This is a genomic window from Streptomyces guryensis, assembly GCF_021261325.1.
Lineage (GTDB): Bacteria > Actinomycetota > Actinomycetes > Streptomycetales > Streptomycetaceae > Streptomyces > Streptomyces guryensis.
On sequence record NZ_JAJSBI010000016.1, the window covers coordinates 177,491 to 197,410 of the forward strand.

Annotated in this window: 11 protein-coding genes and 1 tRNA gene; 9 read left to right on the plus strand and 3 right to left on the minus strand. The window is 72.5% G+C overall.

Translation table 11 applies throughout. The features are described 5' to 3' along the window. Positions 1-38 precede the first annotated feature (38 nt). From LJ657_RS29060 to LJ657_RS29100, 9 genes are read left to right on the plus strand one after another with little or no spacing between them, the layout of a single operon-like run. Positions 39-1,130 (plus strand): hypothetical protein, encoded by a 1,092-nt coding sequence (locus tag LJ657_RS29060; protein WP_269787077.1) that lies wholly within the window; start codon positions 39-41, stop codon positions 1,128-1,130. Between the two features lie 27 nt (positions 1,131-1,157). Beyond that, positions 1,158-1,697: a phage baseplate assembly protein V gene (locus LJ657_RS29065; RefSeq protein WP_232651795.1), complete on the plus strand. Its 540-nt coding sequence runs from the start codon at positions 1,158-1,160 to the stop codon at positions 1,695-1,697. Positions 1,698-1,718: 21 nt separating this feature from the next. After that, positions 1,719-2,054: a hypothetical protein gene (locus LJ657_RS29070; protein ID WP_232651796.1), complete on the plus strand. Its 336-nt coding sequence runs from the start codon at positions 1,719-1,721 to the stop codon at positions 2,052-2,054. Further along, complete coding sequence (locus tag LJ657_RS29075) at positions 2,051-2,440, plus strand: GPW/gp25 family protein (protein WP_232651797.1); 390 nt, start codon at positions 2,051-2,053, stop codon at positions 2,438-2,440. The genes LJ657_RS29070 and LJ657_RS29075 overlap by 4 nt, the downstream gene beginning before the upstream one ends. Continuing rightward, positions 2,437-5,547, plus strand: a complete 3,111-nt coding sequence (locus LJ657_RS29080; protein WP_232651798.1) for a putative baseplate assembly protein — start codon at positions 2,437-2,439, stop codon at positions 5,545-5,547. Before LJ657_RS29075 ends, LJ657_RS29080 begins: the two co-directional genes overlap by 4 nt. Then, positions 5,544-9,365, plus strand: coding sequence for a putative baseplate assembly protein (locus tag LJ657_RS29085; RefSeq protein ID WP_232651799.1), 3,822 nt, complete (start codon positions 5,544-5,546; stop codon positions 9,363-9,365). The genes LJ657_RS29080 and LJ657_RS29085 overlap by 4 nt, the downstream gene beginning before the upstream one ends. Further along, a complete protein-coding gene (locus LJ657_RS29090) occupies positions 9,365-11,512 on the plus strand; it encodes a hypothetical protein (protein ID WP_232651800.1) in 2,148 nt (715 codons plus the stop codon). Before LJ657_RS29085 ends, LJ657_RS29090 begins: the two co-directional genes overlap by 1 nt. Positions 11,513-11,566: 54 nt before the next feature. Next, on the plus strand, positions 11,567-13,123 hold the full coding sequence (locus LJ657_RS29095) for a DUF6519 domain-containing protein (RefSeq protein ID WP_232651801.1): 1,557 nt from the start codon (positions 11,567-11,569) through the stop codon (positions 13,121-13,123). Beyond that, positions 13,123-14,016 carry a peptidoglycan-binding protein gene (locus LJ657_RS29100; protein WP_232651802.1) on the plus strand — a complete coding sequence of 298 codons (894 nt, stop codon included), beginning with the start codon at positions 13,123-13,125 and terminating at the stop codon, positions 14,014-14,016. Before LJ657_RS29095 ends, LJ657_RS29100 begins: the two co-directional genes overlap by 1 nt. A 34-nt stretch (positions 14,017-14,050) precedes the next feature. Here LJ657_RS29100 and LJ657_RS29105 read toward each other — a convergent pair whose 3' ends face one another. The 3 genes from LJ657_RS29105 to LJ657_RS29115 form a co-directional block, all read right to left on the minus strand. Next, a complete protein-coding gene (locus LJ657_RS29105; protein ID WP_232651803.1) occupies positions 14,051-15,421 on the minus strand; it encodes a M1 family metallopeptidase in 1,371 nt (456 codons plus the stop codon). 74 nt (positions 15,422-15,495) lie between these two features. Continuing rightward, positions 15,496-19,362: a Pls/PosA family non-ribosomal peptide synthetase gene (locus LJ657_RS29110; RefSeq protein ID WP_232651804.1), complete on the minus strand. Its 3,867-nt coding sequence runs from the start codon at positions 19,360-19,362 to the stop codon at positions 15,496-15,498. A 300-nt stretch (positions 19,363-19,662) separates the two neighbouring features. Then, positions 19,663-19,750, minus strand: a tRNA-Leu gene (locus LJ657_RS29115). Between the last annotated feature and the right edge of the window lie 170 nt (positions 19,751-19,920).

A 19,920-nucleotide genomic window follows, 5' to 3' on the forward strand; every position in this document is an offset into this window, starting at 1 on the left:
AACGCGTGTTGCAGGGGCCCGTCCACATCACGCTCCTCATGGGGCCGAAGCTGGTCAAGCCCGTACCGGCCGAGGTGGCAGAGGCGCTGCTGTCCGCGCAGATCACCGCCACGGCGGGGGAGCGCAGCGGGTTCCAGCTCGCCTTCGACCTCACCAAGAACGGCATCATCAACCAGCGGTTGCTGCCCGAGGGGTTCTTCGATCCGAAGACCCGCCTCGTCATCACCGTCAGCGTCCGGGGAACGCAGGACGTCCTCTTCGACGGGCTCGTCGTGCGCCAGGAGGTCGGGACGAGCAACCAGCCCGGCCACTCCACCCTCACCGTCACCGGCGAGGACCTCACCCTCCTGATGGACCTGGAGGAACGCACCGCGCGCTACCCCAACCTGCCGCCCTCGCAGCGGGCGCTCGCGATCCTGCAGCGCTACTCCGACTACGGCATCCGCCCCGACGTCTACGCCGAGAAGATCGCCCAGCCGCCGCACCAGGATCTGCGGGTGCACTACCAGACCGGCACCGACCTCCAGTACCTCACCGACCTCGCCCGCGCCAACGGCTACACCTTCTACCTCGAACCCGGCCCCAACCCCGGCCAGTCCTCCGCCCGTTGGGGGCCGGAGATTCGCCTCGGCATCCGTCAGCACGCCCTCAACGTCAACATGGACGCCAACACGACCGTGGATCAGTTGACCTTTGCGTATGACGGGACAGCGCGAGAAGAGCCGCAGGCCCGTTGGCAGGACCCCGGGACCCGCGTGTCCACGCTGCTGCCCCAGCCGCCGATCAGTCCCCTGCGCCCGCCCCTCGGGCGCCGGCCCACCCCGGCACTCAAACGCAGGACCCTCTCCGGCACCGCCAAGCAGCAGCGCGAGCAGGCCGAGGCGGAACTCCTCGCCCGGGCTGCCGTGTCGGCGGACGTCGTCTCCGGGTCCGGGTCCCTCGACGTCAACCGGCACGGCTACATCCTGCAGCCCCGCCAACTGGTCGGTGTGCGCGGCTCGGGGCGGGCGTACGACGGCGACTACTACGTCAAGTCCGTCACGCACAACCTGCGGCCGGGCTCCTTCCAGCAGAACTTCACCCTCTCCAGGGAGGGGCTGGAAGCCCGCGAAGACCGCGTCCGCCCGTAACACCTCATCACTCAGGAGCAGTTCAGCATGGCGGCAGCAGCGAACAACCGCTACCTCGGCAAGTTCCGCGGCCGGGTCGTCGACAACAACGACCCGCTGAGGATCGGCCGCATCACCGTCGAGGTGCCCGATGTGCTCGGCGACGAGCCGTCCACCTGGGCGCTGCCCTGTCTGCCGTTCACCGGACCCCAGTCGGGACAGTTCGTGGTGCCGCCGCCCGGCTCCGGAGTGTGGGTGGAGTTCGAGCAGGGAGACCCCAGTTTCCCTGTGTGGACCGGGTGTTGGTACGGAGCTGCCGAGGAACTGCCGCCCGACGCGCGCCGCGAACTGCAGGCGAACTCGCCGAACAAGCCGTTCGTCGTGCAGACACCGGGCGCGCACAAGATCGTCATGAACGACACCGCCGGGGCCGAGCAGGGGATTCTGCTGCAGGCCCAGGGCGGTGCCTACATCCGCATCACCAAGGAGACCGTGATCATCGCCAACGGCGCCGGCGCCGAGATCCTGCTGCAGGGCGATCACGTGACCATCAACCAGGGCCAGTTGACCGTTCAGTCGAAGCGTTAGCAACACGGGGGAGAAGAGAAGTTGTCCGGGAGTCTGCTCGACGCGAGCGCCGTGATCGGCTGCCCGCACGGCGGCCGTGTCACCGCCGCCACCACACCTTCCGGCGGCGTACGCATCGGGGGCGCCGCCGTCGCCACGGGCCGGCACACCTACGTCGTCACCGGCTGCCCGCACTGCGTCGCCGGGGTGCCCTCGCCGTGCGTGTCCGTCCGCTGGACCGACGGTCACAGCGGTGTGACCGTCGACGGCGCGCCCGTGCTGCTCGACACCTCCGCAGCCCAGTGCTTCAGCGCGGCCTTCGTGCCGCAGGGACCGCCCGTGGTCCAGGCCGCACAGCGAAAGGTCACCGTCCGATGAGCCGCGTCACGCGCCAACACCCGCGCACCGACATCGCGTTCCCCTTCCACGCTGACCGCCGCGGCCGCACCGCACACGCCGGCCACGCCGCGCACGTCCACGACCTGATCGAACAGCTGCTGTTCACCAGCCCGGGGGAGCGTGTCATGCGCCCGGACTTCGGCTGCGGCCTCCTCGACCTGGTGTTCGCGCCGAACAGCCCCGAGCTGGTCAGCACCCTCGAACTCTCGGTGCAGGCCTCGCTCCAGCGCTGGCTCGGCGACCTCATCGACGTCGTGGCCCTGGACGTCGTCAGCGACGAGAACGCCGTACGCGTCCACCTGTCGTACGTCCTGCGGGCCACCGGAGCCCGGACCGACGACGTCTTCGAAGGGAGGGCGGCATGAGCACGGGTACGACCACCTCCCGCCGCGCCAAGGTAAGAGCCGCGCAGCTGAACGGAGTCGACGCGGTGGAGGTCGGTGACGACGGGCTGCTGCTCACCGTCACCTTCCTCGGCAAGGCCCCGCACGGCCTCGGCCCCGAGAACGTCCGCATCGACGGCGGCCGCCGCATCACCGGCATCACCGCCGTCGACGTCAGCGTCGAGCGCGAGGAGGACCCCGAGCTCGACGACCGGCTCTACGTCACCCTCGACCGGGCCGGCGACACCTCGCGGTACGTCTTCGCGCTCGTCGAGACCGACCCGTACGGCCGTCCCGGGACGGAACCCTTCCGGGGCTTCGACCAGCGCTACCACCGCGCGTCCTTCTCCTTCCGGCCCGACTGCCCGACCCCCTTCGACTGCAAGGACGACGAGCCGGAACCGGGCGGCTTCCCCGCCGCACCCGTCGTCGACTACACCGCCCGCGACTACGAGACGATCCGCAAGCTGCTCCTGGACCGGCTCGCGCTCACCACGCCCGAGTGGGTCGAGCGCAACCCCGCGGACCTGGGCGTCACGCTCGTCGAACTGCTCGCGTACACGGGTGACCAGATCAGCTACCAGCAGGACGCGGTGGCCACCGAGGCCTACCTCGACACCGCGCGCCGCCGGGTCTCCGTACGGCGGCACGTCCGGCTCATCGACTACGCGATGCACGACGGCTGCACCGCACGGGCCTACGTCACCGTGAAGACCGCCGGCGACACCACGCTCGCGCCGGGCACCTTCCGGTTCGCCTCCGTCGACGTCCGCGCCGTCGACCCGCACGACCGGCCCGAACCGGGCACGGTGATCGACGAGGACGACCTCGGCGACCTGGACGAGCGCGGCTCGGTGGAGGTCTTCGAACCGGTCGCCGCCGACCCGTTGGAGCTCAGGGTCGCCCACAACGCGATCCGCCTGTGGACCTGGGGCGGCGAGGTGTGCGCGTTGCCGAAGGGCGCCACCTCCGCCACCCTGCGCGACGAGTGGGACGACCCCGAGACCTGCCGCGACCGTCAACTGGACCTGCGACCGGGCGACGTGCTGGTCCTGGAGGAGGTGAAGGGCCCGCGCACCGGCACCCCGGGCGACCAGGACCCGAGCCACCGGCAGGCCGTACGCCTCGCCTCCGTCACCCCGGGCGTCGACCGCATCGAGGACCAGCCGGTCCTGGAGGTCACCTGGGCCGCCGAGGACGCCCTCCGCTTCCCGTTCTGCCTCAGCACGCGCGGCGGCCGCGACTGCCTGCCCGTCGAGGACGTGACCCTGGCCCGTGGCAACGTCGTCCTCGTCGACCACGGCCGCACCCTCAGCGGACTCCCGCAGACCGCCACCGTGCCGCCCGAGCCGGCCGTCGTCGCCCCCTGCGACCCGCCCGCCGGCTGCTACGACCGCGAGGAGGGCAACGCCCCGGCCCGGCTGATCAACTCCCTCACGGACCGGACGGAGAACGCGGAAGCCCTCGTACCCGACGACGTCCGGGAACTCTTCGAGGTGGTCGGCGAGGCGGCGGCCGTACGCGCCGGAATCGGTCTGGAGCGCGCCGGGCAGCGGCACGAGCGGGTGGTGCCCGGCACGGCGTACGCCCAGGCCGCCGCACTGCGCACCCTGCTCGCGCAGTCCGTCTACCCGGGCATCGTGCCGCGCTTCCGGCCCGTCCTCGGACGCACGCCCGTCGTGCAGGCGGTGCCCTTCCCCGACGCGCGGGCCGTGGCCGCCGGGCAGGCCGCGCGGATCGCCGCGATCCCGGGAGCGGTCCGGCAGCGGCTCGTCGAGCTGTGGCGCAGCGCCCGTGACCGCGACGGGCTCGCGGACGAGGAGATCGACGAACTCACCGTCATCTACGGGCTGAAGGTCATCGAGCGGTTCGAGCTGCGCACCCATCCCGTCCGTGCTCTGCGTGAACTCCTGCACAGGAACGACGAGTTGCTCGACACGAAGCTGCGGCGCGTGGCGATCCTGGCGTCCCGGGCCCGTGCCGGGACGGTCCTCGACGGGCACATCGCCTGGGAGATCGCCCACAGCTGGGGCCCGGCGTACGCGGCCGGACTGCACCCCGACGAGCCGGTGCTGCGCGGCTCCGCGACCGCCGCGCTCGCCCAGGACCCGCGTCGCGCCCTGCCCGCCGTGCGCGTCGAGGACGGCGACCTGACCTGGCTGCCCCAGCGCGATCTGCTGCACAGCGGTCCCCGTGACCGGCACTTCGTCGGCGAGCTGGAGGACGACGGCCGCCTCGCCCTGCGCTTCGGCGACGGGCGGCACGGCGCGAAGCCGGTGCCGGGCGCCCGTCTCGCCCTGCACCACCGGCTCGGCGGCGGCATCGCCGGCAACGTCGGCGCGGAGGCCATCAACCACCTGGTCATCCAGAGCGACTGCGCCCGGCCGCCGGCCGCCGTGGTCCGCAACCCGCTGCCCGCCACGGGCGGCGCCGAGCCCGAACCGGTCGAGCAGGCACGCCAGTTGGCCCCGCTCGACCTGCGCCGCACCCGACTGCGCGCGGTCACCGCCGAGGACTACGCCGACCTCGCCGCCCAGCTGCCGGGCGTGCAGCGCGCCGCCGCCGAGATCCGCTGGACCGGCAGCGTCCAGGAGGCCCACATCGCGATCGACGCGTACGGCAGCGCCGACCCGTCGGCCGAACTGCTCGCCCAGGTCGAGCAGTCCCTGGAGGCCTACCGGCGCATCGGCCACGACCTCGTGGTCGGCCCCGCGCGCCTGGTGGCGCTCGACGTCGCGCTGACCGTGTGCGCCGAACCCGGCCACCAGCACGGGCAGATCCTCGCCGAGCTGTATCGCGTGCTCGGCAGCGGCCGTCTGGCCGGCGGACGGCTCGGGTTCTTCCATCCGGACGCGCTGACCTTCGGCGAACCCGTGCGGCTCAGCCGGCTGGTCGCCGTCGCGGCGGCCGTACCGGGTGTCGAGAGCGTCCGGGTCACCCGGCTGCGGCGGCTGTTCGAACAGGACCGAGGAGAGAGGGAGGACGGCGTGCTGCGGCTCGGCCCGCTGGAGATCGCCACCTGCGACAACGATCCGGACCGGCCGGAGAACGGCCGGCTGGCGATATCCCTGGGAGGTGCGGTCCGATGACTGCCACCGACGACTGCACCTGCGGCTGCGGCGGCCACGACGAGCGCCTCGCACCGGCCCCGCCGCACAACCCGCCGGGGCGCACCGCCCTCGACTACCGTGTCGGGGAGTACGGCTCGTTCCTGGCCGCCCTGCTCGACCGGCTCGCCTCACCGGCGTACCCGGCCCTGGAAGGGCTCACGGTCCGCACCCCGGACGACCCGGCGATCGGGCTGCTCGACGCCGCCGCCGTCCTCGGGGACCTGCTCACCTTCCACTCGGAGCGGATCGCCGACGAGGCGTACATCCGCACGGCGAACGAGCACCGCTCGCTGGTGCTGCTGGGCCGACTGGTGGGACACCGGCCGCGGCCGGGTGTCGCCGCCGCCACGCATCTCGCGTACACCCTCGAACGCGACCCGCGGGCCGAGACACTGCCCGTCGTGATCCCGCGGGGGGCGCGCGCCCACAGCGTGCCCGCCTCCGCCGACGAGGAGTCGCTGACCTTCGAGACGAGCCGGGACCTCAGCGCCCGCTGGGACCTCAATGAGCTGAAGGTGCGCAGGCGTCGTCCGTCCTTGGTGACGCCCGACGATCTCGAGCGGCGCCCCGAGCTCTTTGTCGAAGGCACGGCGAACTCCCTGCAGACCGGGGACCAGCTGCTCTTCGTCTTCGGTGAACAGGCGGGTGGGGAGCGGAAGTTGATTCCGGTCGCTGGTGTGCGGGTCGACCGGGACGAGGACGTCACGGCCATCTCGCTGCCGGAGTCGGCGCCGCCCACGTTGAAGGAACTCGTCGACGAGGTGCGGCGCTGGGTTGCCGAGCCCTCCGTCCCCGGTGAGCCCGGCGATGAGCCGCCGACGCCCGAGGTACCGAATCCGCGGCCCGTCAGCCGCATGATCGAGGACTTCGAGGGTCAGGTTCTGGCTCCGCTGCGGGTGGCTCTGGACGGGGTGAAGACGCCGGAGAGTCTTGCCGCCGTGCTCGCGGAGCCCGTTGCCCGGCTCGGCGAGGCGCAGGTGTTGGCGGAGCCTTGGGAGGATGTGGCTGCGTGGTTCGAGCAGTTGCAGGCAGTGCTCGACGAATTCCGCCGCCGGGCACTCGAGTTGGCGCCTGCGCAGAGTGTCACGGACGGTGTTCGGGCGACTGCCGCGCCGTCCGGGCCGGTCGCGCCCACGCGGCGGGAGCCACAGATTCAACACAGCCCCGCGCCCCTTGAGGGCGATCCACGTGCCGTCGCTTTCCATGCACTGGCGGCTGTCCTCCCGGCCCTGCGTGCCCAGCGCCCAGCCGTGTCCGGCGGTGCGGGCGTCCAGCAGCCCGGTACCGACACCGCTCGGCTGCTCGCGGCCCTCAATCCTGCCCTCGGCAGTCTGTACCCGGCGTGGCGCCGGACCGCCTCCACCACCACGGCCCGGCTTCTGCGCGCCCTGCTCGCCATGCGTGTCACCGCCGCCCCCTTCGGTGCCACTGCCCCGCTCAAGCCTGTTCAGGACGACAAGGGGCGGGTCATCCGGTCCGCCGACTGGCCGCTGACGGGGGCTGTGCTGACCGGCATGCGGATCGTTTACGACACCGCGGGCAGGGCGCCGGTCCGGGCGGAGTTCCAGTACGTCGAGGGGAACAGTTCCGATCAGCGGGCCGTGACGCTGCCGCTCGCCCAGCAGGTCAGCTTCGCGCTCGGGCCGGGCATGGTCGATCTGTCGACCCGGGCCGTCCACGACCGTGATCTGAGCTGGCTCACCCGTCGCCCCGCCGATTCGCAGGAGCCCGGTGTCACCGTCCGCCTCCGGGACGGACTGCCGCAGCGGACCCTGTTCGTGTCCCGGCCGGACGAGGACGGTCTGATCCACGTCGGCGTCAACAACGGCACCGCGCAGGAGATCTCCCTGCGGCCCGGTGCCACCGAGCAGTTCACGCACGGCGAGTACGAGGTGAGCCTGCGCTACACGACAGGCAGCACCGAGCCGAACGTCGAGGTCGTCATCGCCAGCAAGCCGGCGCCCGTCAACCGCCGTGTGCTGCAGCTCGACAGCGTGCACACGAGCATCACCGTCGGCAGCTGGGTCGCCGTCCAGCGGCCCGCGAAGGGCGCCCAGGACGGCATACCCGGCGACCCCGGGCTCGCGTTCGTCACCACCCAGGTCGTGGCGGCGCGGACGGCGGCGTACTCCAACTACGGCATCACCGGCCGCGGCACCGAACTCACCCTCGCCGACCCGTGGCTGGACGAGTTCGACGTGCTGCTGTCGCACATCCGCGACACCACCGTGTACGCCGGGGGCGAGCCGCTGCGCCTGGCGGACGAGCCGCTCGGTGAGGACGTGCACGGCAACGAGATCGAGCTCGCCGAGCTGTACGACGGACTGCGTCCCGGGCGTCTGCTCGTCGTCACCGGTGAGCGCGGTGACATCCCCGGGACGACCGGGGTGACCGCGACCGAGGTCGTCACGATCGCCGCCGCCGATGCCGCCGTGGACCCGCAGCTGCCCGGCGACCGCGTCCACACCCGCCTGACCCTGACCACCGATCTCCTCCACCGCTACCGTCGCGAGACGGTCCGCATCCTGGGGAACGTCGTCGAGGCCACCCATGGCGAGAGCCGGGAGGAGGCCATCGGCAGCGGCGACTCGGACCGCGTGGGCCAGACGTTCGCGCTCTGGCAGTCCCCGCTGACCTGGCTCGCCGACGACAACCCTCTCGGCGCCACCCCGGTGCTGGAGGTCCGGGTCGACGGTGTCCGCTGGCACGAGGTGGACAGCCTGGCCGGACGCGGCCCGCGCGACCGGGTCTACATCACCGGCACCGCCTCCGACGGCCGCACCACGGTCACCTTCGGCGACGGCGTCCACGGCGCCCGGCTGCCCAGCGGCCACGAGAACGTCCACGCCCGCTACCGCTTCGGCACCGGCAAGGCGGCCAACGTCCCGGCGCAGCGGATCACCCAGCCCCTCACCCGCCCACTCGGCGTCACCGCGGTCACCAACCCGCGCCCGGCGACGGGCGGTGCGGACGCCGACGGTCCCGGCCTGACCCGCCGTACGATCCCCCTCGCCGTCTCCGCCCTCGACCGGCTCGTCTCACCGGCCGACTACGAGGACTTCGCCCGCTCCCGGGCCGGCATCGGCCGGGCCGCCGCGCGTGAACTCTTCGACGGGCGGCGGCGCGTACTGCACGTGACGGTCGCGGGTACGGATGACGTGCTGCTCGACGGGGACAGTCAGGAAACAGACACCCTGCGCGCCCTGCGCGGGGCCCTCACCGAGTACGGCGACGGCAACCTGGCCGTCCGGGTGGACGTCCGCGAACTGGTCCTGCTGCTCGTCGCGGCCAAGGTGAAGGTGGCCCCCGACCACGCCTGGGAGTACGTCGAACCCCTGCTGCGGGCCGCGCTGCTGCGGCGACTCGGCTACGAAGGACGGGAGTTGGGGCAGCCCGCCCGGCTCTCCGACCTCCTCGCCACGGCGCACGCCGTGCCCGGCGTCGACTACGTGGACGTGGACGTCTTCACCGGCGTCCCCGCCTCCGCCACCCCCGGGGAACTCGCCGCGCTGCTCACCGGCCCCGGGGCACCCCGGTCGAGCGTGCCCGCGCACCCGGCGACGTACGACGAGAAGATCCACACCGTCCGTGACGAGCACGGCGAGACCCTGTCGTCCGTCTGCGCCCGCTACGGCATCCCGCTCGCCGAACTGCTGCGCCTCAACCCCGACATCACCGACACCCGGCGCCTGGTGAAGGGCCGGAAGGTGTACGTCTTCCGCGGCATCCGCCCCGCCCAGCTGGCCCTGCTCTCCCCGCGGGCCGCGGACACCCTCATCCTCACGGAGGTCAAGTGATGGCCGCGCATTCGGCGGAAGCCCAGTTCGACACGGCCGCCCCGGCGACCTCGCGCGAGCCCGACGGTCTCGCGGCCCTGCTGCCCCGCTGGCACCTCCTGCGCGACGCCGAGGAGGGCGAGCCGCTGCGTGCCCTGCTCGCGGTGATCGCCGAGCAGCTCGACCGGGTCCGCGACGGCGTCGAGCAGGGCTACGAGGACCTGTTCGTGGAGACGGCGGCGCCCTGGGTGCTGCCGTACCTGGGCGACCTGGTCGGCTACCGCACCCTGCCCGGTTATGAGCGCGTCCTCACCACCGGTCTGCACGACGGCGGCCGGGACGCCCTCGCCGAGGCCGTCGCCCCTCGTGCGGACGTGGCGGCCACCGTCGCCAACCGGCGCCGCAAGGGCACGCTGCACCTGCTGGAGGAGATCTCCGAGCAGGTCGCCGACCATCCGGCCCGGGCCGTCGAGCTGTCGCGGCTCGTCGCCGCCAACCAGTCGGTGAAGCTGTACCGGGACACCGGCCGTGGCCGCCTCCTCGACCTCCGGGACGGCTCGGCACTGGCCCTCCAGGGCGGTCCCTTCGACACCACGGCCCGCACGGTCGACGTCCGCCGCGCCAACTCCCCGCGCAGGCAAGGTGGTTGGAGCCCGGCGGGAGTCGCCCTCTTCGTCTGGAGGCTCAAGGCGTACTCGCTGACGTCCTCCCCGGCGTACTGCATCGACCGCGCCCGCAACCTGTACACCTTCTCGATCCTCGGCAACGACAGCCCCCTCGTCACCAAGCCGGTCCCGGAGCCGTCGCCGACGCACATCGCCACCGTCGACAACGTCCCGGCCTTCATCACCCGCCGTCTGCTCCACGACAGGCTGCTGGACTACTACGGCCCCGGCAAGAGCTTCGTCATCCGGCGGGACGGCGAGGACAAGCCCGTACCGCCGTCCGACATCGTGGTCGCCGACCTGTCCGACTGGCGTTACCGGCCGGGGCGCGGGCAGATCGCCGTCGACCCGGAGCTCGGGCGGATCGCGTTCGGGTCGCGGTCGGCGCCTCGGCAGGGTGTGTGGGTGGACCACCACTACGCGTACGGGGCCGACATGGGCGGCGGCGAGTACCAGCGGCCCGACCGCGTGGACCGGCCCGACGCGACCTTCTACCGGGTCGGCCCCGGGCAGCCGTACCGCCAGATCATGGACGCCTACCGGGCCTGGCAGCACGACCGCCGGGCCGGCCGCACCGGCCCCGACGGCATCATCGAGATCACCCACAGCGGCGCCTCCCAGGAGCAACTGGACTTCGACCTCGACCCCGGCGACCGGCTGGAGCTGCGTGCCGCCGAGGGCACCCGGCCGGTGATCCGGCTGCTCGACTGGTACAGCAACCGGCCCGACGCCCTCAACGTCCGTGCCGTACAGGAGGACTGCGCTCCGCACGAGCGGCCGCGGATCGTTCTCGACGGGCTGCTCGTCGCCGGGCGCGGCATCAACGTCACCGGGCCGATGGGCGCGGTCGTCGTACGGCACAGCACCCTCGTGCCCGGCTGGTCGCTGGAGCCCCGGTGCGAGCCGCACTCGCCCGAGGAACCCAGCATCGTCCTGGACCGCACCACCGCCTGCCTCCAGATCGAGCACAGCATCCTCGGCACCATCGAGGTCATCGGCGACGAGGTGAGCGAGGACCCCCTCGACATCCACCTGAGCGACAGCATCCTGGACGCCACCGGCCACGACCGCGAGGCCCTGTCCGCCCCGGACTGCCGTCTCGCCCACGCGGTGCTGCACGTGCACCGCACGACCGTCATCGGCGAAGTCCACACCCACGCGGTGGAGATCGCCGAGAACTCGGTCTTCACCGGCAGGCTGCAGGTGGCCCGGCGTGGCATCGGCTGCCTGCGGTACTCGGCCGTCCCCGCCGGCTCGCGCACCCCACGACGCCATCGCTGCACCGACGTACGGCCGTTGTTCGCCTCGGTGCGCTACGGGACGCCCTGGTACGGGCAGTTGGCCGACCGGTGCCCCGAGGAGATCCGGCGCGGCGCGGACGACGGCGCCGAGCTGGGCGCCTTCCACGACCTGTACCGGCCGCAGCGCGAGGACGGACTGCGCGCCCGGCTCGCGGAGTACACGCCCGCGGGCACCGACGCCGGGATCTTCTTCGTGACCTGAGCAGTGCCGCCGTACGACACACCCGCAGAATCCTGAACCAGGGGGACCCCCTTCATGCACGCTGATCTCTCCCGACTCACCTTCCGCCCGGAGCGGCACTACTCCGCGGTCGTCGCCCAGCAGGGCCGCGTCCAGCTCGACGCCGACGCCAACGAGCAGGCCGCGATCCAGCTGTACCAGGCCCGTACGCTCGCCGCCGACCTGATCGGCCGCCACGGCGGGCCGCGCGACGCGGCGGGCCGCGACATCGCAGGCTTCTACATCGACTACGTGGGCGGCAAGTACGACATCGACACCCTCCTCATCCGCGGCGGCCGCTACTACGTCGAAGGCATCCTGGTCGACGCGACCAGGCCCGCGCCCGGAGTCCCCGTGCCCGACGAGGACGCGCACGACGAGGACACGCCGACACCCCCCGACCGGTGGACGTACTGGGACCAGCCCGACGCCTTCCGCGACCCGGAACGCGACCGGCTGCCTTCGCCCGCCCAGACGCCGTTCGTGGTCTACCTGAACGTATGGGAGCGTTCGGTCACCGCCGCCGAGGACCCCGCGCTGCGCGAGGTCGCCCTGGGTGCCGCGATGCCGGACACCGCGGCCCGGGTGAAGGTGGTCTGGCAGGTGCTGCCGCTCTCCCTCGCCGAGCTGGCGATCGACACCACCGACCTGTCGAAGGACGTCGTCCGCGCGGCCTTCGACAACTGGGCGAAGAAGCAGTCCCTGTCCTCGGGCCGCCTGGCCGCCCGCAGCGAGCGGCCCGACCACGCCGACGAGGACCCGTGCCTGGTCAGGCCCGACGCCCGCTACCGCGGAACGGAGAACCAGCTCTACCGCGTCGAGGTGCACGCCGGGGGCGACGCGAAGGACGCCACCTTCAAGTGGTCCCGCGAGAACGGCTCCGTCGTCTTTCCGGTCGACGAACTCGACGGCACCTGGGTGCAGTTGGCGTCCCTCGGGTACGACGACAAGCTGGACCTGGACGTGGGCGACCACGTCGAGGTCATCGACACGGCGTACTCCTCCCGTCTGGAAGCCCTGCCCCTGCTGCGGGTCGAGGAACTGGACCTGCCGGGCCGCCGGGTCCGGCTGTCCGCCGAGCCCGAGCCGGGTGTAGGACGGCGGCCCGAGCTCAACCCGTTCCTGCGCCGCTGGGACCACCGCGAAGGGCCGAGGCACAAGGGCCGTACGGCGGCGCTGAAGGGCGGAGCCGTCCCCGTCACGGAGGGGGAGTGGCTGCCCCTGGAGGACGGCGTCGAGGTGTACTTCGCCAAGGGCGGCGGCTACCGCACCGGCGACCACTGGCTGATCCCGGCCCGCACCGCCACCGGCAGCGTCGAATGGCCCACCGACCCGGCGCGCCGCCCGCTCCTCCAGGGGCCCGCCGGCATCACCCGCCACCTCGCCCCGCTCGCCCTGGTCAAGGGCGAGGAGGGCGCCGTCGACCTGCGCTTCGGCTTCCGCCCGCTGGCCGGCACCATCCCCCCCGCGGACGAGGCGGCCCTCGCCGCGGAGGCACAGGCACGCCGTGAGGAACAGGCGGCCGAGGACCCCTCGCACGGAAGGTCGCAGACGACCGCGGAAGCGGAAGCCGCAGTGGACGGAGGCGTGTGATGGCCACACCCATGACGGCATCCAAATTCCTGGAGATCCTGCGTGCGGAGGGCCTGACGGTCCACGAGGTGGGCAACTGGCGCACCCACAACCGCAATACGAAGGGCCCCTGGGGCCCGGTGAACGGAGTGGTCATCCACCACACCGCCACCTCTGGCACCGACAGCTCCGTGAACCTCTGCTACAACGGCTACACCGCCCTGCCCGGCCCCCTCTGCCACGGCGTCATCGACAAGCAGGGCGAGATTCACCTCGTCGGCTACGGCCGCGCCAACCACGCGGGCCTCGGCGACCACGACGTGCTGCGCGCCGTCGTCAACGAGTCGAAGCTGCCGCACGACAACGAGGCCGACACCGACGGCAACCGGCACTTCTACGGCTTCGAGTGCATCAACCTCGGCGACGGCAGGGACCCTTGGCCCGAGGCCCAGAAGGAGGCCATCGAGAAGGTGTCCGCCGCGATCTGCCGTCACCACGGCTGGAGCGCCGCGTCGGTCATCGGCCACAAGGAGTGGCAGCCGGGCAAGGTGGACCCGCGCGGCTTCACCATGGACGGCATGCGCAGACGGATCGCCGAGCGGCTGGCCGGCCGGGGCGGCGGTGGCGGCTCGGAGCCCGATCCGAAGCCCGCCCCGTCCAAGCCCTCGTACGCACCCTTCCCGGGCGCCGGCTTCTTCCACGACGGACAGAAGTCCCCGGTGATCACGGCCATGGGCAGGCGCCTGGTGGCCGAGGGCTGCAATCACTACGAGGACGGGCCCGGCCCCGAGTGGACCGACGCCGACCGCGAGTCCTACCGGGCCTGGCAGCGCAAGCTCGGCTTCAAGGGCAGGGACGCGGACGGCATCCCGGGCAAGGTCAGCTGGGACCAGCTGAAGGTGCCCGCGACCTGAGAGGCCCGGTCACCCGTCCTGCGGGCCCGCCCGGCTACGCCGACCCGGCGTTGGTGGGCGGGTGCGCCGGACGTGCCGGGATCTGTGCGGGCAGCGGAGGCAGCGCCGTGCCGTACACCCAGGCGGCGAACAGGTCGTCCAGCGGCTCGTCGGCGAACCGGTTGACATGGGCCGTGAACGTCGCCGTCGTCACGGCGCCGCCCCGGTGCAGCCCCGCCCAGCCGCGCAGCATCCGGAAGAAGGCGTCGTCGCCCATCGCGCAGCGCACCGCGTGCACGCTCAGGCCGCCGCGCTCGTACAGCCGGTCGTCGAACATCGACTTCCGGCCGGGGTCGGCCAGCCGGAGGTCCTGCGGCTGCGAGGACAGCACCCGGTGTGCGGCAGCGGCGAGTTGCTGCGCGCTGCGCCCGCCCGACCGCTCGGACCACAGCCATTCGGCGTACTTGGCGAGGCCCTCGTTCAGCCATATGTGCCGCCAGTCCGCTATGGACACGCTGTTGCCGAACCACTGGTGCGCCAGCTCGTGCGCGACCAGCCGCTCCGAACCCCGCGCCCCGTCCACGTGGTTGGCGCCGAACAGCGACAACCCCTGTGCCTCGACGGGGACATCCAGTTCCTCGTCGGTCACGACGACCGCGTACTCGTCGAAGGGGTAGGGACCGAACAGCTCCTGGAACAGTTCCATCATCTGGGGCTGCCGGGCGAAGTCCCGCGAGAACTCCGGGAGCAGATGCGCCGGGATGTGCCCGTGCTGCGGCACTCCGCCCGGCCCCGGGTCACCCAGGAGCACCGTCTGGTACTTGCCGATGGCCAGCCCCACCAGATAGCTCGACGTGGGCGCGGACTGCTCGTACACCCAGGTCGTCGTGGACGCCTTCGTCGTACGGGTCAGCAGCCGGCCGCCCGCCACCACCGCGTACGCGGACGGCGTGGTGACCGAGATCTGGTACGCGGCCTTGTCGGCGGGCCGGTCGTTGCACGGGTACCAGGACGGTGACCCGATCGGCTGGCTCGCCACCAGCGCTCCGTCCTCCAGCTCCTCCCAGCCGAGCCCGCCCCAGGGGCTGGGGACCGGCTTGGGGTTGCCCGACCAGTGCACCTCGACCGTGAACGCCGCACCGGCCCGGACCGGCTTGGCCGGACGGATGCGCAGCCGGCCGCCGCGGTGCGTGTAGTGCGCCTGGCGGCCGTCGACCCGGACCCGGCCGATCTTGAACTCCGAGAGGTTGAGGGTGAATTCGGTCAGCGGTGACCGGCCCGCGATGGCGTTGATCCGGGCCGCCCCCGCCAGGCGGTTCGGGCCCGGGCGGTAGTCCAGCGTGAGCTCGTACCGGTGCACCCGGTAACGGGCGTCACCGTGCTCCGGGAAGTACGGGTCCGAACCCGCCGTCTGCTGAACCGCCACTGCCGTTTCTGCTCCCTGCGCTGCGCTGCCACTCCTCGCCGGTACACCGCTCACCGACTCCGAGTGGCCCGCGCTCAGGGACGCCATGCCTCGATCGGGTTGCCCAGCCAACGGGTGTCGTCCGGGACGGACTCCGCGGCCATGACGAGCGACGCGGGACCCAGAGTGGTGCGGGCCCCGATCGTGCTGCCGGGCAGCACGATCCCGCCAGGGCCCAGCGTGGCGCCCTCACGGAGTACAACAGTATCCGTCCGCAAGATCCGGTCGTGGAAGAGGTGCGTCTGCAGGACGCACCCGCGGTTCACGGTGGCCGCGTCCTCCAGGGTCACCAGGTCGGTCTCGGGCAGCCAGTAGCTCTCCACCCAGACCCCCTTGCCGATCTTGGCGCCCAGACCGCGCAGCCACGCGGTCATCAGCGGCGTCCCGGGCACCGAACCGGCCAGCCAGGGCACGGCCACGACCTCGACGAAGGTGTCCGCGAGCTCGTTGCGCCACACGAAGCCGCTCCACAGCGGGTGCTCACCGGCGCGGTGCCGCCCGACGAGCAGCCACTTGGCGACGAACGACACGACAGCGGCCGCGGCACCCGTCCCGAGCAGCACCAGACCGGACAGCAGCGGGGCCCAGGGTCCGAGCAGGCACAGCGCCGCCACGGTCAGGACGGCCAGCGCCGCCGAGCAGAACACCGGCACGATCCGGAACAGCTCCACGAGCCCGCGCGCCCACAGCAGCCGCGCCGGCGGGTCGTACGTCAGGCTCTGGTCGCCCGTCTCGGCGCTGCGCGGCAGCTTCACCGGCGGCAGCCCCAGGTACGAGCTGCCCTTCTTCGCCTTCTTCGGCGTCGCCGACAGCACGCCCACCAGCCCGCCGTCCGGCACGCTCCGCCCCGGCGCGGTCATCCCGGAGTTCCCGAGGAAGGCCCGCCGCCCGATCTCCGCGCGCCCGATCCGCATCCAGCCGCCACCGAGCTCGTACGGCGCGGTCAGCGTGTCGTCGGCCAGGAACGCGCCCTCACCGACCGTCGTCAGGCTGGGCAGGGCGAGCACGGTGGACACCTCGGCGCCCCGCCCGATCCGCATCCCGAGCAGCCGCAGCCACACCGGCGTGACCAGCCCGGCGTACAGCGGGAACAGCGTCTCGCGGGAGCGGTCCATCAGCTGCGTGACCGTCCAGGCCTGCCAGCCGATCCGGCTGTGCGTGGGATGGGTGCCCTCGCGCAGGCCCAGACTCAGCAGCCGTACGGCGACGAGGATCAGCAGCGCGTACGCCAGCCCGAACGCCAGCGTGGCCGGGACGAGGGCGAGCGCGGCACCGCGCAGGGGCGCGTCCGCGTCGATGAAGGCGTACGCCACGAGGAACGCGGCCCCGCCCGCCAGCAGCGGCAGCGCGGACAGTACAAGGCCGGTCAGGCCGTACATCACGCGCCAGTACGTGCCGCGCTGCGGGCGCTCCTTGGGCCAGTTCCGCTTGGCCTTGCCGAGCTTGACCGCGGGCGCGCCCGCCCAGCGCTGGCCGGTGGGGATCTGACCGGTGACGGCCGAGCCGGGGGCCACCTCGGCCCGCTTGCCGACGCGGGCGCCCGGGAAGAGCATGCTGCGGGTGCCGACGGTGGCGTGCGCCCCCACCTTGACCTGGCCGATCTCCAGCCGGTCACCGTCCAGCCACCAGCCGGACAGGTCGACCTCGGACTCGACTGCGGCGCCCCGGCCCAGCTTGAGCAGGCCGGTGACCGGCGGCAGCGAGTGCAGGTCGACGTCCTGGCCGATCTTGGCGCCCAGCGCCCGCGCGTACCGCTCCAGCCAGGAGCCGGTCAGCGAGGTCGCCCCGCTGAACTCGGCCAGCCGCTCGGCGGTCCACAGGCGCAGGTGGACGCTGCCGCCGCGTGGATAGCGGCCGGGCTCCACGTTCCGCAGCAGCAGTCGCGCGCCGCCCGCGGCGATCGCGAGCCGCCCGGGCGGGCTGAAGAGCAGCAGGGCACCGGTCGCGATCAGCCACCAGGGGGCGGTCGGCAGCCAGGAGTAGGCGGGCAGCAGGTTCCCGGCCGTGGCCAGGGCCACCGTCCAGCGCAGGCCGAGCAGGGTGAACAGCGGCACGAGCAGCAGCAGCTGGATCACCTTGGCGCGGGTCGGCACCGGGGTGATCGTGCGGCTGCCACCGTCGTCCTGGACCGACTTCTCCAGGTGGCGGGCCAGCTTGCGCAGGGTGGGCTGCTGGTAGATGTCGAGGACGGCGGCGCTCGGGTAGCGGGTGCGCAGCTTCGTCGTCAGCTGGGCGGCGGCCAGGCTGCTGCCGCCGATCGCGAAGAAGTCGTCGCGGGCACTGGTGACCGGGATGCCGAGGACCTCCGTCCACTGCTCGGCCAGCCATGCCTCGGTGCCGTAGAGCGGCTCGGCCGGACCGCCGGTCTCCAGGCCCTCCAGGGGCCAGGGCAGCGCGTTGCGGTCGACCTTGCCGCTGGTCCGGGTCGGCAGGTCCGCGACCGGCGCGAGCAGCGGCACCAGCGCGGCGGGCAGCTCGGCACGCAGCTTCCCGACGGCGGCCGCGTGGTCCCAGCCGTCCTGGGTGACGACATAGCCGACGAGGAGCTGGTTGCCGCTGCGCGCGGTACGCACCGCGGCGGCCGCACCCGCGACACCGGGCAGCGCCTGCAGTGCGGCGTCCACCTCGCCCAGCTCGATGCGGCGCCCGCCGAGCTTGATCTGCTCGTCGGCCCGCCCGAGGAAGACCAGCCCCTGCGGCTCGGCCTTGACCAGGTCACCGCTGCGGTAGGCCCGCTCCCAGCCCAGGGACTCCAGCGGCGCGTACTTCTCCGCGTCCTTCTCGGCGTCGAGATACCGCGCGAGTCCGACCCCGCCGATCACCAGCTGACCGCTGCCGCCCATCGGCACGGGCTCCCCGGCCTCGTCGACGACGGCCAGCTCCCAGCCGTCGAGCGGCAGCCCGATGCGGATCGGCTCCTCGCCGGACATGAGCGAGGCGCAGGCCACGACGGTCGCCTCGGTCGGCCCGTAGGTGTTCCAGACCTCGCGCCCCTCCGTCACCAGCCGCTGCACCAGCTCGGGCGGACAGGCCTCCCCGCCGAAGATCAGCAGACGGACGTCGTTGAGGGTCTCGGGCTCCCACAGCGCGGCGAGCGTCGGGACCGTGGAGACCACGGTGATCTCCTGCTCGACCAGCCAGGGCCCCAGGTCGGCGCCGCTGCGGACCTGCGCGCGGGGCACCGGCACCAGACAGGCGCCATAGCGCCACGCAAGCCACATCTCCTCGCAGGACGCGTCGAAGGCGACCGACAGACCCGCCATGACCCTGTCACCAGGGCCGATGGGGTCGTCGGTGAGGAACAGCGCGGCCTCGGCGTCCACGAACGCGGCGGCGCTGCGGTGACCGACCGCGACGCCCTTGGGCTTCCCGGTGGAACCGGACGTGAAGATGATCCACGCGTCGTGCTCGACACCCGGCCGGGCCGCCGGGACGTCGCTGCGCCCGGTGACGGTCAGCTCGTGCCCGGCGCCGACGACCGCCCGGACGTCCGCCTCCCCGAACACCAACTCGGCCCGCTCGTCCGGGTCCTCGGCGTCCACGGGGACATAGGCGGCCCCGGCGGCGAGAACGGCCAGGATCGCGACGTACAGGTCATTGGTTCCGGAGGGGACCCGGACGCCCACCCGGTCGCCGAGGCCGACCCCGGCCGCGGCGAGGCGCCGGCGCAGCTGCTCCACCTCGCCGGCCAGCGCACGATAGGTGAGACGGGCCGTGCCGTCGTCCAGGGCGAGCTCGTCCGGGTACGACCGCACGGAGGCGTCGAAGACGTCGACGAGCGTGCGCGGGGAGGCCGCCTGACCTCCGGAGAAACGGGCGGTGTCGCCGAACTGCTGGTGGATCTCTGCGCTGAGCTCATCGTCGAGCAGGCCGAGAGCATTGCTCTCGTCTATGGCTGCCATCCGGTCCTCGCGTCTCGATCCCGGAAGCCTCCGGGGCGCTGGCGGGCCCGCAGGTCTGCCTGGGGTTGTCCGGGTCCAGCTCCGTAACAAGCCGGAAATTTTAGTACGACGCTAGGTTCGGGACGGCTGATCGGCCATCCGGGAGGGCTGTCCGGGGGCTGTCGGAACGATCAAACCCTCGGTGACCTGGGGTTTTCACTGCGGAGAGACATGCCCCACACTGTGGGTGAGGAGGGGCTCCGCAGACGCGAAAATCCCGGCCGCTGACTTGAGCGGCCGGGACTTCGGCTGGTTTCCAGCTGGTGTCCGAGGGGGGACTTGAACCCCCACGCCCGATAAAGGGCACTAGCACCTCAAGCTAGCGCGTCTGCCATTCCGCCACCCGGACAAGGTGTCTGTCGTGCGGGGTTTCCCCCGCGGCGACGAAGGAAACATTACCAGGCTTTCGAGAGGTCCCCGGTCACCCCCCGTGCGGCGTGAACGGCGTGTGACGGGCCGGGTCCGGTCTTGGGGAGCGGCCGGGCGGAGAGGGAGGATGTGGGGAACCACCAGCAGTGA

What these genes read in the sequence shown, in the direction of transcription:
- LJ657_RS29080 (WP_232651798.1), top strand. Translation starts at nt 2,437, where the DNA reads ATGAGCACGGGTACGACCACCTCCCGCCGCGCCAAGGTAAGAGCCGCG.
- LJ657_RS29065 (WP_232651795.1), top strand. Translation starts at nt 1,158, where the DNA reads ATGGCGGCAGCAGCGAACAACCGCTACCTCGGCAAGTTCCGCGGCCGG.
- LJ657_RS29075 (WP_232651797.1), top strand. Translation starts at nt 2,051, where the DNA reads ATGAGCCGCGTCACGCGCCAACACCCGCGCACCGACATCGCGTTCCCC.
- LJ657_RS29100 (WP_232651802.1), top strand. Translation starts at nt 13,123, where the DNA reads ATGGCCACACCCATGACGGCATCCAAATTCCTGGAGATCCTGCGTGCG.
- LJ657_RS29060 (WP_269787077.1), top strand. Translation starts at nt 39, where the DNA reads ATGGGGCCGAAGCTGGTCAAGCCCGTACCGGCCGAGGTGGCAGAGGCG.
- LJ657_RS29095 (WP_232651801.1), top strand. Translation starts at nt 11,567, where the DNA reads ATGCACGCTGATCTCTCCCGACTCACCTTCCGCCCGGAGCGGCACTAC.
- LJ657_RS29085 (WP_232651799.1), top strand. Translation starts at nt 5,544, where the DNA reads ATGACTGCCACCGACGACTGCACCTGCGGCTGCGGCGGCCACGACGAG.
- LJ657_RS29110 (WP_232651804.1), bottom strand. Translation starts at nt 19,362, where the DNA reads ATGGCAGCCATAGACGAGAGCAATGCTCTCGGCCTGCTCGACGATGAG.
- LJ657_RS29090 (WP_232651800.1), top strand. Translation starts at nt 9,365, where the DNA reads ATGGCCGCGCATTCGGCGGAAGCCCAGTTCGACACGGCCGCCCCGGCG.